Annotated in this window: 12 protein-coding genes and 1 pseudogene; 7 read left to right on the plus strand and 6 right to left on the minus strand. The window is 42.1% G+C overall.

Annotation, left to right across the window (positions count from 1 at the left end):
• Positions 1-1,471: NarK family nitrate/nitrite MFS transporter (locus tag G4P69_RS18445; RefSeq protein ID WP_243902986.1), on the plus strand; the 1,471-nt coding region annotated here is incomplete at its 5' end.
• Positions 1,472-1,571: 100 nt separating this feature from the next.
• The gene (locus tag G4P69_RS18450; RefSeq protein ID WP_208339926.1) at positions 1,572-3,764 is read left to right on the plus strand and encodes a molybdopterin oxidoreductase family protein; all 2,193 of its coding nucleotides are present in this window, start codon (positions 1,572-1,574) and stop codon (positions 3,762-3,764) included.
• Positions 3,765-3,991: 227 nt separating this feature from the next.
• Here G4P69_RS18450 and G4P69_RS18455 read toward each other — a convergent pair whose 3' ends face one another.
• Complete coding sequence (locus G4P69_RS18455; protein WP_208339925.1) at positions 3,992-4,174, minus strand: hypothetical protein; 183 nt, start codon at positions 4,172-4,174, stop codon at positions 3,992-3,994.
• Positions 4,175-4,232: 58 nt separating this feature from the next.
• Between G4P69_RS18455 and G4P69_RS18460 the strand changes: the two are divergent.
• From G4P69_RS18460 to G4P69_RS18475, 4 genes and pseudogenes are all read left to right on the plus strand, one after another.
• A pseudogene (locus G4P69_RS18460) lies at positions 4,233-5,673 on the plus strand (RNA-guided endonuclease InsQ/TnpB family protein).
• A gap of 20 nt (positions 5,674-5,693) precedes the next feature.
• Entirely contained in the window at positions 5,694-6,161 is a 468-nt protein-coding gene (locus tag G4P69_RS18465) for a phosphate-starvation-inducible PsiE family protein (protein ID WP_208339924.1), read from the plus strand.
• Positions 6,162-6,212: 51 nt separating this feature from the next.
• Positions 6,213-6,665 (plus strand): nitrate reductase associated protein, encoded by a 453-nt coding sequence (locus G4P69_RS18470; protein WP_208339923.1) that lies wholly within the window; start codon positions 6,213-6,215, stop codon positions 6,663-6,665.
• A 99-nt stretch (positions 6,666-6,764) separates the two neighbouring features.
• On the plus strand, positions 6,765-8,165 hold the full coding sequence (locus tag G4P69_RS18475; protein WP_208339922.1) for a PrsW family glutamic-type intramembrane protease: 1,401 nt from the start codon (positions 6,765-6,767) through the stop codon (positions 8,163-8,165).
• 298 nt (positions 8,166-8,463) lie between these two features.
• Here the strand turns inward: G4P69_RS18475 and G4P69_RS18480 are convergent, their stop codons facing one another.
• From G4P69_RS18480 to G4P69_RS18490, 3 genes are all read right to left on the minus strand, one after another.
• Positions 8,464-9,102, minus strand: coding sequence for a hypothetical protein (locus G4P69_RS18480; protein ID WP_208339921.1), 639 nt, complete (start codon positions 9,100-9,102; stop codon positions 8,464-8,466).
• 148 nt (positions 9,103-9,250) lie between these two features.
• Positions 9,251-10,828 (minus strand): CHAT domain-containing protein, encoded by a 1,578-nt coding sequence (locus G4P69_RS18485; RefSeq protein WP_208339920.1) that lies wholly within the window; start codon positions 10,826-10,828, stop codon positions 9,251-9,253.
• 138 nt (positions 10,829-10,966) lie between these two features.
• The gene (locus G4P69_RS18490; protein ID WP_208339919.1) at positions 10,967-13,288 is read right to left on the minus strand and encodes a protein phosphatase 2C domain-containing protein; all 2,322 of its coding nucleotides are present in this window, start codon (positions 13,286-13,288) and stop codon (positions 10,967-10,969) included.
• Between the two features lie 533 nt (positions 13,289-13,821).
• Here G4P69_RS18490 and G4P69_RS18495 point away from each other — a divergent pair.
• Positions 13,822-14,094, plus strand: a complete 273-nt coding sequence (locus G4P69_RS18495; protein ID WP_208339918.1) for a hypothetical protein — start codon at positions 13,822-13,824, stop codon at positions 14,092-14,094.
• A gap of 256 nt (positions 14,095-14,350) precedes the next feature.
• On the opposite strand, the gene ndhM is transcribed toward G4P69_RS18495, so the two are convergent.
• Together ndhM and G4P69_RS18505 are read right to left on the minus strand one after the other, a co-directional pair.
• Positions 14,351-14,716: an NAD(P)H-quinone oxidoreductase subunit M gene (gene ndhM, locus G4P69_RS18500; RefSeq protein WP_208339917.1), complete on the minus strand. Its 366-nt coding sequence runs from the start codon at positions 14,714-14,716 to the stop codon at positions 14,351-14,353.
• A gap of 206 nt (positions 14,717-14,922) precedes the next feature.
• A complete protein-coding gene (locus G4P69_RS18505; RefSeq protein WP_208339916.1) occupies positions 14,923-15,468 on the minus strand; it encodes a LeuD/DmdB family oxidoreductase small subunit in 546 nt (181 codons plus the stop codon).
• Positions 15,469-15,833: the final 365 nt, after the last annotated feature.

Raw genomic sequence — 15,833 nt, forward strand, 5'->3', positions numbered from 1 at the left:
TCGTTACCGAATTTTACACCTCTCTTGGTTTGCGTTCTTTCTAACGTTTGTATGTTGGTTTAACTTTGCTCCCTTTGCCACCACAATTGGTAGGGAACTAGGTTTAGCAGATTCGCAAATAAAAACACTAGGCATCTGTAACATAGCTCTGACAATTCCAGCGCGAATTATCATTGGGATGCTTTTAGATCGGTTTGGTCCCAGGCTTACGTACACAGCTTTGCTCATCTATGCTGTGTTACCTTGCTTAGTTACGGCTACGGCGCACGATTTCAATCAATTAGTTTGGGGTCGTTTGTTGATGGGAATTGTCGGCTCAGGTTTCGTGGTGGGAATTCGTATGGTGTCTGAATGGTTCCCACCTAAAGAAATTGGAAGTGCACAAGGAATTTATGGTGGTTGGGGTAATTTTGGAGCTGCTGCATCTGAGTTTGGATTACCCATTATTGCGGCTGGGACTGCTTTTTTAAGTGGAAACGCTACGAACTGGCGTTTAGCGATCGCCCTCATCGGCGTTGTCACTGCTCTCTATGCAATGTTGTATTACAACAACGTCCAAAATACACCCGCAGACAAGATTTACAAGAAACCTAAGAAAAATGGCGCAATGGAAGTGACGAGTGTCAACAGTTTTTTGGCGCTGTGTCTGTCGAATCTAGGATTAATTCTGGCTTTGGCTTTGTTAGCTTGGCGTTTGGCTCAACCGAAAATCCATTTTCTTAGCGAGCCCCAAATGTATGCTGTATGGCTATTTTTAGCAGCGCTATATACTTTCCAAACTTACAAAGCATATGTTGTGAATCGGGAGATGCTGATTGGGAAAAAAATCTACTCTCCATCCGAACGCTATCAATTTCGCCAAGTAGCTTTGCTTGAATTCGCTTATGTGACCAACTTTGGCTCGGAATTGGCTGTCGTTTCGATGCTACCAGCTTTCTTTGAGAAAACTTTTACTCTCGATCATGTGACCGCAGCATTGATTGCTTCTAGCTATCCACTCTTAAACTTTATGTCTCGCCCGAGCGGTGGCTATATCTCTGATCGCCTCGGTAGTCGTAAGTGGACTTTGACAGTGATCACCGCAATCATCGGTTGTAGTTATTTGATGATGAGCCAGATTCGTAGCAACTGGGCTATAACAGCTGCGATCGCCACCTGTATTTTCTGTGCGTACTTTGTCCAAGCTGGATGTGGTGCTACTTTTGGCATGGCTCCTCTAATCAAGAAAGAAATTACGGGTCAAATTGCTGGTAATGTTGGCGCTTACGGTAACTTTGGTGGTGTTGTTTTTCTGACAGTTTTCAGCTTAACTAATCCGACAACACTCTTTGAAACGATGGGAGTTGCAGCTCTTATCTGCGCTAGCTTATGTGCTTTCTTCCTTAAAGAACCAAGAGGCTCTTTTGCTGCTGAAGAAGAAGAGTTATCAGAAACAATCACTCAATCGCCTGCGATGCTAGCAGAAGAATAAATTGTTGAACAAGGAGTCAGGAGTCAGAACTCAGAATTCAGAATACATCCGCTCATTCTGACTCCTGAATTCTGAATTCTGAATTCTTTATCTAACTACCATGACTGAATTTACTAAAACCCTTTGTCCTTACTGTGGTGTTGGTTGTGGACTAGAAGTTTCTCCACCAGCACAACTTGGCAAACCAACTAATAGAGATAGCCAAGGAAATCCAATTTGGCGAGTACGGGGAGACAAAGCGCACCCATCTAATCAAGGGATGATTTGTGTCAAAGGCGCTACGATTGCTGAGTCTTTAGATAAAAACAGATTACACTACCCAATGCTACGAGACTCGTTGGATCAGGATTTCCGACGGGTGAGTTGGGATGAAGCTTTTGAGATTATTACACAACGTATTCAAACTATACGATTTACCAGTGGACCAGAAGCGATATGTATGTATGGTTCTGGTCAGTTTCAAACCGAAGACTATTACATCGCCCAAAAACTGATGAAAGGATGTTTGGGCACTAATAATTTTGATGCGAACTCTCGCTTGTGTATGTCCAGTGCTGTGGCTGGGTACATCCAAAGCTTTGGTGCAGATGGTCCTCCTTGCTGTTATGAAGATTTGGAGTTAACAGACTGTGCATTTTTAATTGGTACAAATGCAGCTGAGTGTCACCCAATTGTTTTTAACAGGCTGGAGAAATACCACAAAAAGAACCGCAAAGTCAAAATGATTGTGGTTGATCCCCGTCGTACACAAACTGCGGAAGCAGCAGACTTACACTTGTGTATTCGTCCTGGCACAGATATCGACTTGCTAAACGGTATTGCTCACTTGTTAATGCGTTGGGGATCTGTAGATCCTACATTTATTGACGACTGCACCAGTAATTTTCCTGCATATGCGGAGGTAATTCGGCACTATTCCCCAGAAGTAGTGGCTCATCGATGTGGGATAAGTGTTGAAGATTTAGAAACAGCAGCCAGATACTGGGGTGAATCTCAAAAGGTTCTGTCGCTGTGGTCGATGGGTGTCAATCAATCTTCGGAAGGTACAGCGAAGGTCAGAACTATTATTAACTTACACCTGATGACTGGACAGATTGGTAAGCCAGGTGCAGGACCATTTTCGCTTACAGGTCAACCGAATGCAATGGGAGGAAGAGAAGCAGGGGGGTTGGCTCACTTGTTACCTGGTTATCGGTCAGTGAAAAATGCTCAGCATCGGGAGGAAGTTGAGGATTTTTGGGGACTAAAACCAGGACAGATTTCCCCTCATCCTGGTTTAACTGCTTGGGATATGATCGTTGGGTTGGAAAATGGAACTGTAGAGTTACTGTGGATTGCTGCTACTAACCCAGCGGTTAGTATGCCGGATTTGGAACGGACTAAAAAAGCGTTATTGCGATCGCCCTTTACTATCTACCAAGACGCCTATTACCCTACAGAAACTGCTGCTTATGCTCACGTTCTGTTACCCGCTGCTCAATGGAGTGAGAAAACAGGTGTGATGACAAATTCTGAGCGGATAGTAACACTATGTCAAGCATTCCGTAACCCGCCTGGTAAAGCTAAACCAGATTGGGAGATTTTTGCAGAAGTTGGGCGAAGGTTAGGGTTTGCAGACAAATTTGCCTTTGCTGATTCTGCTAGTGTTTATGCTGAGTTTGTCAAAATAACTCGCGATCGCCCTTGTGAAATGACAGGTATTAGTCATGAGCAATTAAAGGCAGAAGGTCCTACTCAATGGCCTCACAAAGAAAATAGTGTCATAGGAGGTGCTAAGAGGCTTTATACTGATCTGCGGTTTCATACTTCTGATGGACGCGCTCGTTTTGCAGCTTATCACTCACGAGGACTCGCAGAACCACCAGATCCTAATTATCCTTTTGTGCTGACTAACGGTAGACTTTACGGACACTGGCACACCCAGACACGAACTGGTCGAATTGAAAAAATCCGTTCTATGTATCCCGAGCCGTTTATCGAGATTCATCCTCGAGATGCTTCTTATTTAGGGATTAGTGAGAACCAATTGGTGGAAGTGCGATCGCGTCGTGGTCAGGCTAGGTTTCCGGCTAAAGTGACGAAGGCGATCGCCCCTGGTACAGTTTTTGTCCCCATGCATTGGGGTGCATTGTGGGCTGATGAAGCTGAAGCTAATGCTCTTACCCATCCAAAATCTTGTCCTGACTCTGGACAACCAGAGTTAAAAGCCTGTGCAGTACAGCTAACGCCGGTGAATATAGAATTTCCAACTAATAACCTACCAACTGCTAGTCAAAGAATGTTAAGCTGCTAAGCAGGTGTTTCCTGGTAGCTATGCAAAATAAGAAAAAACCACCCTCCAAATATAATGCAGGGTGTACTGCTATTGGGTTCAATAACAATCGCTTGCGGCATCTGCCGCTTCAAATATTACTGTTTTAATCCCATAAATAAATGTATGGGGTTTTTCTATCAAAATAAAACGGGAGGGTGAGAACCTCTAGTCTTTAGACAGGGGATGAAACCCGACGAAAAAGGGTTTTAACCCTCTGTTTCCCTAATCCATTGTTCCACAAATTCACTAACACTTAATTGTTTCGATTCAGCCATTTTTTGCAGTTTTCTCCAGCTAAAATCAGTCAGGGATATGCCGTGAATCTTTTTAAGCTCATCATAAAACATTGGCTGATTTTTTATACCTTTCTTACCTTTTCTTGTTGACATATTGTGCTATATCGATTAAGCTATTTGTATTCTAAACAAGAAACAGGGGGTGAGTCAACTGTACCGAACAATTCCCGTCAAAGCAAATTTCACAGAAGAAGAAAAAGCTTTTTGGGTTGGCCAATGTCAAAATGCAAATAGTTTAATCAATTGTGCAATTTATCATGCACGAAAAGAGCATTATGAGAAATTGGAGCAATCAGGGAACGCATTTACAACATATTGGCGTGGTGATGAATTACGTCATAGTTGGAAGGTTTACAAATGTCAAACAACATACCTTCAACTTGACAAAGCTTTAAAAGACAATCCACATTACAAAGCACTAGCCGCCCAAGCTGCACAACAAACGCTCTATACTGTTGGAGAGTCAATAACAAGCTACAACAGTCTAGTTAACCTTTACTACAACCAAGAAGTTTATAGACCCTCTTTACCCAACTACCGCAAAAAGGGTGGATTAGCATCCGTAACATTTCCACGTCAAGCACTCACTTATTCTAATGGGTGTTTTTGTCCATCGATCAGCAGAGAAACCAAACCTCACGTGCTTGTTGACATCGTTTTACCACTACCAGAGTTCATTGATTCTGACTGGGTAAGAGAAGTTACAGTGCGTCCATATTATGGTGAATTGTGGATTGATTGGGTGATTGACGACGGGGTTCAACCTATTGAAATTAACCCAAATCTTGATTATACCCAGGCGTGGAGTTTTGATCATGGTGGAACGAATTGGTTAACAGGTGTTTCAACTTATGGTCAGAGCCTAATCATTGATGGTAGAAAACTAAAATCAATGAATCAAGGTTACTGTCGCCTTGTTGCCAAGTACAAACAAGGTAAGTCAGATTTCTACTGGGATTCTAATCTTGATAGAATCCAGCGTAAACGCAACAACCAGATAAGGGATGGCATAAACAAAGCAGCACGGTTCATCATTAATCGTTGCTTGAATGATAAAGTTGGTAATCTTGTTATTGGTTGGAATACCGGGCAAAAAAACGCTTCTAATATGGGCAAGCGAGGGAATCAACACTTTGTGATGATTCCTACGGGTAGATTAATTGAGAGACTCAAGCAACTTTGCCCAGAGTACGGCATTATTCTTACAATTACTGAAGAGGCTTATACTTCCAAGGCGTCATTTCTAGATAATGACTTGTTGCCAAAACACGGTGAGAAACCCGAAAGCTACAAGGTATCAGGTGACAGAATTAAGCGCGGATTGTATAAAAGCGGAAAGGGTTTTTTAATCAATGCTGACTGCAATGGTGCAGCAAATATACTCGCAAAAGTAGCCACACAGCTAGGCATTAGTCTAGTTAAGGTGGGTAGAGCAGTTTTGACACTGCCGCATAGGTATGATTTGTTCCATGATCTAAAGAAATCATTTCGCAACAACGTTGCGCAGTGCGTCTTTAGACCACGTAGCAACATCCTTGCAGAATCCCCGCTTTTTTAAAACGGGGAGATGTCAATTGCATTTCAGTTTTTAGTTGAAAATAAGGCGAGGCAGATGAGGAAACTACTAAAGCAAATTAACGCAGCTACCAAAGACGACAACTTTATGCACCTAATTGAAAGCATAGAGGTGATAGTTTCCAAAGTTTTATCTATTTTTTTAATACTAGTTATTTTAGTTGGGATAGCCGATCTGGGAATTTTTCTAGTCAAACAATTATTTGACACACAGCATGATCCATTTAACAAAACACTGTTACAGATTTTTGGTTTATTTTTGGATATTTTAATTGCTTTAGAGATTTTAGAAAATGTCACAGCTTATTTGCGAAAACATGTTGTTCAAGTGGAACTGGTTATTGCCACTTCTTTAATTGCTGTTTCTAGAAAAATTATTATTCTTGATCTAAGTAAAGTCACAGGCAATGAAATCATTGGTTTAGCCTTTACTATTCTCGCTTTATCAATAGGCTATTGGATTATTCGCCGCAGCGCCCCTAAAAATCCACATTCAAGGGAATAGGGAGCATTGTCCCATGCCCCATGCCCTATGCCCCATGCCCCATGCCCCAATATGAACACTTTCTTTGATTTCGAGGCTGATTTTGTCAATTCTCTGCGTTGCATTCCTATGTTGGTTCGGTATAAACTCGATACCTGTGGAATTAAATTAAGGTTATCTGATTGGAATCACATGACTCAAGATGAGCGTGCAACGTTAGTTGAATTACCTTGCTCTACGGAGACTGAAATTCAAGCATATCGTCAACATGTTCAGCAACAAATTTTACAGCATACTGGCAGACCAGCCGATGAATTACCTATTGAGCCTCATCCTCCGTGGATGGACGCTACGACTGTACCAGAACAACTAAAGCAAAAAGTTACGGAATTAGGTCTTACCCTTACACCCCAGCAATGGGCGGAGTTAACTCCTTTACAGCGTTTTGCTTTAATAAAACTTAGCAGACCAGGACACGAAAACCAAAATTTTCCTAAAGCTATGCTCGAATTCAATTTACTCTAAATTGTATTAGCGAAGCATAAACTAAAGCTATAGTGGATTTAGCAAATTTATAGTAGATGTGGCTAGATTAGCTCTCAAGGGGAGGAAAGCCGCAAAACGATGATGGGTAAAAACGCAAGACAAAATGCATTTCTGCGGCTAGTGTCTGCTAAGGGAGCAGCTGTGGGGACGGAATATCGCTACCTGCTCCTTTCAAGTGAGGAGGTAGTGCTTGGGCGCGATCCCACTTGCCAAGTTGTCTTAGATGCCATGATGTATCGGATGGTATCCCGTCGTCATGCAGTCATTACTCCACTCTCTTCATCACCAGATGGTGAGAAGGGCTGGATACTTCGTGATCTTAATAGTGCAAACGGCACTTATCTAAATAGAAAGCGCTTACAAGGTTCTCATCAGCTGATTCCAGGCGATCGCATTAGTTTAGGTCATGATGGTCCAGAATTAATCTTCGAGTATGAACTCCACCAGGAACCTACAGGAGTTACTGAAGCAGCAGTCATCCCTGTTGCACCAGACAATAACTCCTACATCCCACGAACAAATAACGATTCTCAAATCCAGTCTAATCCTGACAATATCAGCTTTACACAATTGTTTCCGATTCTTTCTACTGGCAAAGATTTAACGAGTAAAGCTTATCTGATCCCAGGAATTATCACTGTTGTCTTTGTGGTATTAATGTTTGGCACACTCAAGCAACCACAAGTGAATCAAATTATAGTAGCGACTTTTATTGCATTAGCTGCGTACTATTTCTTTATTTATTTGTTGTGTGGGAAACATAAGCCTTCATGGGTACTATTAATTTCAGCATTGACTACAATGCTGATTTTGCTCAGTCCTGTATTAGATTTATTTATATTTGTTTTTCGCTTCATTCTACCTGGTAACTTGCCGTTAAATCAGGAATCTATTACCTTCACAGAGTTACTGATACGGATGTTCTTTGGCGCAGGTTTGATGGAAGAATTGCTTAAGGCATTGCCAATTTTGGGAATGCATATGATCGCGACGACGCTACCATCTCCTTGGAAGGAAAGAATTGGTGTTTGGGAACCTTTAGATGGAATTTTGCTGGGAACTGCTTCTGCTGTTGGTTTTACTTTGTTGGAAACTCTCGGACAGTATGTGCCACAAATTGTTCAAACTGTAGGGCAACAAGAAGGTTCAGGTGCGGGTTTATTAGCAGGATTTCAACTGCTTATTCCCCGAATTTTAGCGTCTTTACCTGGGCATATGGCTTACAGTGGCTACCTTGGCTATTTTATCGGTTTGGCTGTACTCAAGCCCAGTAAAAGTTGGCAAATTTTGTTAGTTGGATATTTAACCGCAGCAGGATTGCACGCTTTATGGAATGCGACGGGTGTTATCAATAATTTTCTGTTGGTAGTTGTTGGGATATTATCTTACGCCTTCTTAATGGCGGCAATTCTTAAAGCACGGGCACTTTCACCGACGCGATCGCAAAATTTTGCGACTCGATTTTTTGGCCCTAAATAAGCACTAGCGCGGGGGAACACAAGACAAGAAACTACGTCTTTGTATTAGACATCCTCTTTCGGAGTAACAGCTGACCACTCATAGTTGTGATGGTGATTACTAAATTAAAAGGTAAAATTGCCAAATTCAATTTGTTCTTTATCTATCTTAAGATAGATGACTCCACAATAGCATTAACCTTAACTTAGACGCTAAGCTCAGATTTTTCGGTTTTGGGGAACATAACTATCGGATTCTGAGTCTAAAATGCAAGAGTGGTTTTTAGACATTGCTTTGGCAATAAAGTAGCATTATCAATTCAGGCTTCTTCTTGAAAATTGCTGAGTTCGGTCAAAGCATATTGAGCGATCGCTAAGCTAGCTTTTGCTTGTTCAATTTCGGATAAACTAGTCCACTCACGATTCTCAGCGTTATCTAGCAGAGTTTCTATACTTTGAGATTCGCTACTACGCATTGCATAGGCAAAAGGACGGGCTAGAACGAGTAGATCCTCAGCTTCCCAAGTCGGCAAAACAGATTGGACACACTGAATGAGTTTTTCTGAAATTGACTCTGTGGAACCAAACACCTCAGTAGCTTTGACAGAAAGCTTGTTGAGCCAATTAGTTGGTATATGTGAGCCAAAGTTGCTTTGTAAAGCTTCTTGAAGTGTATTTACAAGAGAGCGGCTGGTGGAAGAGTTATATTGCCTATAATTTGACCAAAGATTATCTAATTGATTATAAAAAGCTTGTGAGCGTGGGATGAGTTCTGTTTCTAACACGTCCTGCATCAGGTTGTGTTCTTCTAAGTCGAAAAAGTAGGTTTCGGATTCTTCGTCTGCTGGATCCCAAGGATAAGTAGCATCATCAGGTTCTAGGAGTGCTTCTAAAAACTCTAATTCTACTTGAGACGATAGGGGATGCAAAGTTTCTGAACCGTTGATTTTGTTAGCCATTTTGTACCTCTCTATTAATTAGCAGTAGTTACAGCTACATCTCTAGGAACCTAATTTCCGCAAAAAGATCGAATTTTAATGATCGAATCTAAAAAACTTGTTTAGTAGAAGTTGTGATACCCGCTCAGTTATTACCAAGCAGGCAATTTCAGTCAGAGGAAGGTTCGATCATAAACTCCCAAGGCTGACTTCTGCTACTACCAAACCTTAACTGCATTCCAGATTCTAAGAGTACTTCCTGACGAGGGATTTGTTGCCAACCCTCGGCTCGTAAAATCCAGGTTGTGCCATAAGTGGATAAATCGTTTAAATGATAGGCAGATCCTTCCACGGTGTTACGACATAAAATTTCGGCCTGTCTTCGTGAAACAGACGGTTCTGGAATAACAATATCATTGTCTGTTGTACGACCGATCCGAGTTATGCCAGGGCGTAATGACCAAGTTTGACCACCAGGCGAGAGCGATCGCAATCTTGCCGTGGTTAGCTTAGTCGTTAAACCAGGAATCGACGTCTCTGGTAGTTCTGTAATACCCTCATCAAAACTTCTAATAAGTTCACCCTCATAGTGTGGATGTAGGTACAGCACCGGCAAAGTCCAAGCTGGCTGATTAAATCTGTAGAGTGCTAATAGCTGCTGTCTTGCTTCTGCCACAGCCTCATCAATTGGCTTACGAGCACGCAAAGCTTGAGCGAAGGCTTGAATAAACGTGTGGCTTTCGTGGTCAGCAATTTCATCACGCATTGCCAACACTGCTGGAACCCCTTGACGAATCAGTACTTCTGCCAAGCTGCTATGAGGTAAAGCTTGGTGATCGACAGAAGCTGGTTGTGCGCCCCAGCAGGAATTGAAAACTGCTAGTTTGACCCCTGTACGAGTCAAAACTTGCGCTAATTCCATGCCATTGAGGGTCATGTTCTTTTTCAAGAACAGCAGTCCTCCGTCTGGTGCTGGCAACCCGTGACCAGCATAAAAGAAAACATTGTATGCTTGGGTATTTAGGTGTTGAATCAACTCCTGTGGGGTTGGACGCAGAAGAGTTTTTACAAATGAGGGAGCATATCCAAGATAGGAGTTAATTCCACCTTGACTGTTTTTTAAAAGAGTTTTTTCTAGAATTTGAGCTTCTGCTTCTAGTTGCAGCGCATCATCTTCTCCTAAAACCAGCAAAATGTTTAAACCTTGGTCTGTTCGTAAATAAGGTAAAGGTTCAACTTCGCTGGTCGTGCGACTAAATAGTGTATGTTGAAACAGTGACATGGCTGCTTGACCAGCGTCACGTTGCATAATTTCCCAAGGTAATGCGGTCAGATCTGGATCGCGAATTTCTAGTCGGAATCGCAAACGTGTGTGTTGACCCATAGCGATACCTAGACTGCGTTCAAGACTCCCAAGAATCTGTCCGTCAAATACCCAGCGCCACAGACTAATTCCCAGGTATTGCATTAAACGACTACTGTAACTAGTTGTTTTTTCCGAACTAGGTGGAAGTATGTCTGGTGGTAGCGGGTTTGCTTGCTGAGGTTTTGCTCCTGTTGGAATATCTAAACCACTATGACCAGCAAACATCTGCTGCCACTCTTGCCAAATTTGGGTGAGGTGTGGAGGCCATACACAGTCATGTAAGACATAGCCACTGGGATAGGGAGCATTCACCACCCAAATGGCGAAGTTATTATTGCCAGTGTGGATGAGACGGGCGATCGCCAGGTTGAGGGATGGCATGGATTCTGATTCTTCAGTCTAATAGGTCAAACAAATAATTTTTATTTGAAATAACGGTTTGGCAATTGTTTTTACTAAGTAAATGTGTTCATAGCTTAGGTTTATTATTTCAGGTTTGTTACCAGTTTATCGATTTTTTTAGTTTGTTGTCCCGTCCGGTCGACTTGTGTTAGTTTTTGGAACATTATCTTTTGTTGTTGCAGGGCTAGGAATTGACTTAACTTTTGGTTGCCCAACAGGTGGTTTAGTTGTGTTGCTATCTGAACATTTAGTGATATTGTCTCCTTGAAGCTGAGATTGTTTTAATGATTCAAAGCTCGACGAGGGGATTTTAACTTTATCTCCTGGCTTGAGTAAAGGCTTAGTACTTGTGGCAGATGTAGTTCCTGGTCCAATTGAGCATAGTTGCAAATAAACCCAAGGATCCTGAGAATCTGGTTCTGCCGGTGGTTCAGTGTTTGTTATTTTTTTGAGAATAGTACCGCTAGGAGCCAGTACTTTTTGTACTTGTTGTGTAGTTGTACTTAACTCTATCTGGCTGGTTGTCTTATACAAACTCTCTTGGGTTTTTGGCCTAGGGTCTTCAGTCGTGGAGATAGAAGGTGTTCCTAATGGATTCGGGAAAGGATCTTGAATGCTTGGCAATACTGACCATTGACGCAGAAAATATCCTAGTAAACCTCCTCCTAAAACCACGAAAACAAGCATTATTAGTTGGATTGGCACTCCTAAGCCTTTGGCTGTTGTATCTCTAGAAAGGACTTTAGTTTTCTGGTTACGACTAGTCTCTTGGGGGATTCGTGTCTTTTTCAGGACTGAATTTGTTGCTGCTGGTAAAGAAAAGTCACTTAGAGATGCTTTGATAGCTGATTTTGGTTCAGAGTACTTAACTTGATAGTGTACTAAAGCAATGGTGACGTTATCATGCCCATTTTGAGAGTTAGCTATTTCCAATAGCCTTTTTGTAACATCTGTGATGTCTTGCTTATCAGTGATGAGCGGTAAAATTTCTGTATCCCAGTACTGCTCGACACGATCAAAATCACTTAACCCATCAGAACACAGAAGAAAAACGCAGTCTTCGTCAAGGATAAACCTCTGTACTGTAGGATGTAATGAACTGCTGGGACTCATCCCTAAAGCCTGCACCAACGATCCAGAAGCTCCCTGTTGTAAGGCATCCCGGTATATAGCATAACCCAGCCGCACTTCCCGGGAGGCAACATCATCATCGAGGGTAACTTGATAGCACCCGTAACGTGTAATCCAGTATGCGCGACTATCACCAACGTGGGCAATATACATTTCATGGGCGATCGGCATTGCCATAACTAGCGTTGTACCCATGCGTTGCCGCCCTTGACGATGTTCACTGTCGTTTAGCTGGCTAATTTTGTCATTAGCAATAGCGGCTGCTTGTTCTAAGTCTTCAACAAGAGTTACTGGATCAATGTGGTCAAACGAAATTTTGGAGAGTTGTTGTACCTGCTGCTGGATAGTCTCTATTGCTAAATTAGAGGCAACATTACCTCCCTCATGTCCACCAATACCATCACACACAATTGCAATAGCCGATTGCTGGGGTGGTTTCGTGATAGTGGTACCACTACGGGGGTAACAAGCATCTTCATTACGTTGGCGACTTGGGCCTGTATCACTCTTAGTTGATACTTTAATGAGGGATGTTTGTGATTGTCCTATTTGTGCCAATCCTTGATCTAAAATTGCCATTAGTTGTTCCGCAGAAAGTATTTCTCCCTGACGTAACCGATGGCAAATTGCACTTACAAATTCAGCTATGGCTGGTTTTGCTGTAGGCACTAACTGCTGCAAAAATTTGCCTAGTTCCGGTAGATCTGGTGTTGAATGGTTATCTAAACGCAATTCCAACAAGCGTACTAAAGATCCTTCTACCCTTAAGAGATCTTGTTCAAATAAGCTGGAGGCAACGCCTTCATTAACTAGAGGTTGCCATATATAAGCTATCTGCCATAGCCAATTAAGTTGCCGCATTGACGAAGCATCGCGCCAAGCAGTGCTTAACTCACTACACAGATCGACTGCATTGCCTGTGCTATCTATATTGAGGGGAGGTTTTTCCAAGAGTAATATTTCTCGTTTGGATCTGCCGTTAGTTAGGGTCAGTATCCCATACACTTGTGGTAAGTGTAAGCGGTAGGGAATTAGCCGCAAATAAGGTTTAATAAGCTCTAAGCTTTCTAATTCTGGTGTTTTAGATACTAAACCCGGTTTAGTATCTAAAAGAATAGATTTGCTGATGACTAAATACTGATCGGCTAACAATTCTCCCGGATTGCCCACCAATAGACCATCTCCCACAGCCCATAGGTAACGTTTGGGTAGCGGTGTGCGGCATTGCTGGCAAAAGTTGTGCTTCAGCGGGTTGGGAGCCTGACAATTTTCATTTGGGCAGTAGAGCATTGCCGCGTCATTTTCCATAGTCTTGGTACCGATCAGCAATTGACATTTTCTTCAACAGCGTTGGTAGCGGACCCTCTTGACCGCTCATATCTTTTAATTTAGGTATATCCAACTTTGGATTCCAATCTTAGCCTGCAAATGAAATGACTTCTTCATTCTGAAGAACAAGTTAACAAGCCTGCTAAAAAAATTTCCCATACTTCACATCCACGCTTCCCATTGAAACACCTCTAGAACTCTCCCTCAGCTAAAAATACTATGTCAAGAAACCATAATACTTTTATAATTATACTTTTTGCTTATTTTAAGCTACTCCATCCGAAAGATGAGATAACACTGGTCTTTCTTTAGTTTATAAGTATGTGGGCTGCAATCAACTCAAAGAAGACAGAGACTAAACAAAATTTAAGTGAAAGCGGAAAATATCTTCTATCTGGCTGCTCATCGCTTTTGGTTATTAGCTGTCTTTATTGAGGTTGATAAGCATCATTGTGGCTACGCCCACCACTCTCAAAAGTACATTTAGCATATCTCACAAGCGTGAAAGCGTAATGGAAGAAAACAAAGAAAAAGATACTCATCGTGCTGTAAACCCTGGCGATGTTATTTCTGAAGAACCACAAACTGTTGAAGAAAAATCAGAACAACTCGCCGTCGATTCTCCTGATATAACCGGCGACCATATCAAAGTTCCTACCTACTTTGTTGTAGATGAGCCTGACGGTGAAAAAAAGGCTCTACACCATGTCAAAGATGCTGAAGAAATTTCTGACGTGATCCGACAAGCACGAACTGATGAGGACGGAAATCGCGTTTGGTGGTAGAGAGCGATCCCTGCTCCCTTTTTTGTGAAAAAGAAACCCCACAACTTACCTTTGCCTCATAAGAGAGGAACTGGGTTGTTCACCCATAGCTTGCGCGAACCGCAAGCTATTTCCGCAGAAAAGGGAAGTGTGGGGTCATTTGTCTGTTGTATTGACAGCAGATGGTTAAGGAATGGAACGGATAATGAATATTCACGCTTCTTTATGCACGTTTAACTATAGCGCGCTTGTTTAAGCTTAGATCCGTTACTAATGTCTAAAAAGACTGCTCGTCGTCAGTTTGAACGTGGGGAAGCCCCATACTATAGTTGGTAACCCGCGCCGAGAGGTTATAGCTAATAGAGCCTTTTTGCAGGAGCGATCGCAAATAATGCTCCAAGTCTGATCCAATGCGGCGCAGGTTATAGTCTGTGAGATCCGTACCACTAGATGCCTCTACTAGTTCATCAAACTTCCGGTAAACTAGGTGCAAAGCATCTTCATTCCAGTTAAATTCGTTATCTGGGTCAACATCTAAAGTTAAGACCTGATTACTGGGAACGAGTTCGCCATCTCTGTCGATTTCCCCTGCAAAGATTCTGATATGCCGGGTTGTAGACTTAAGCAGCATTGGATTGTCCATAGAAGGTTGTCAGATTGGGGATATATTTCGTATTGTAAAACAGGGCATGGGGAATAGCGCATGGGGCATGGCGAGCAGAGGAAAAGAAAACACAGTGTTGGCTTTTGTCCTGTTGAACATAAATTTACCGATGGTGTAATTCTTCTACTCCACCCTATGCCCTATGCCCTATGCCCCATGCCCCATGCCCTATGCCCGTTACTTTTCTAACGAGAAGAAATCATACCTGTCTGGCGAGCATAAGCAAAAATGCCGCCTGCATCAATCACGGGTTCCACTTCTCCTAAAGGTTTAAGAGTGAATGTCTTACCTAGGGTATGGTTAATCAGTAAATTGCGATCGCTATCAATCGAGACTTCTTGACCAGTTTGAAACTGATCGCATAGCCTTTGTTCTGATTCCCAAGGGTAAAGTTCTCCCGTTGCAGTACAGTTCCGGAAAAAGATCCGAGCGTAAGACTGAGCAATCACGGCTTTGACCCCACTAGCGCCTAGAGCTATTGGCGCATGTTCTCGTGATGAACCACAACCAAAATTTTCTCCAGCCACAATAATTGGATAAACTGTTTTCGTTGAGTTGGGAACTACAAATTTGCCATAGCTGTCAGGTAACCCAGCTAAAGCATAACTGCCAAGCTTTTCGTACTCATCTGGCTTAGAAGGAACTAGGGTAAGATACTCCGCTGGGATAATTTGATCGGTATCAATATTATCTCCCAAAACAAAAATCGGACCGCTTATCACTTTCTTCATAAAAATCTCACCGTATTTTCTCATGAAAAAATCGTACATTTAGTAATTTTACGTAATTTTGTCGCAACAACGTCGGGCTATGATTATATTTAAAAAAAACCGAGTTTTTACTTACGTAAAAGTACTAGTTAATCAGTAAAAACTCAAACCATTATTGACTTCTAGATAAAGTTGCTGTAAAAACCTTTAAAAAGCTCCAACAAGTTCTTACAAAAACTTTATTGTTTAAAATCTTAAAAACTGAATAATAGTTATGGCTTGGTTCAAGTGCAACCACCAAAGGAAGACAAAAACCTAGACAGTCCTGTCTGTTTGTAAAGCGCCAAGGAGGGTGAAATGACACAAAAATTGTCTTGCTGAAGGAG

Origin of the sequence: Aetokthonos hydrillicola CCALA 1050, assembly GCF_017591665.1 — a bacterium.
GTDB lineage: Bacteria > Cyanobacteriota > Cyanobacteriia > Cyanobacteriales > Nostocaceae > Aetokthonos > Aetokthonos hydrillicola.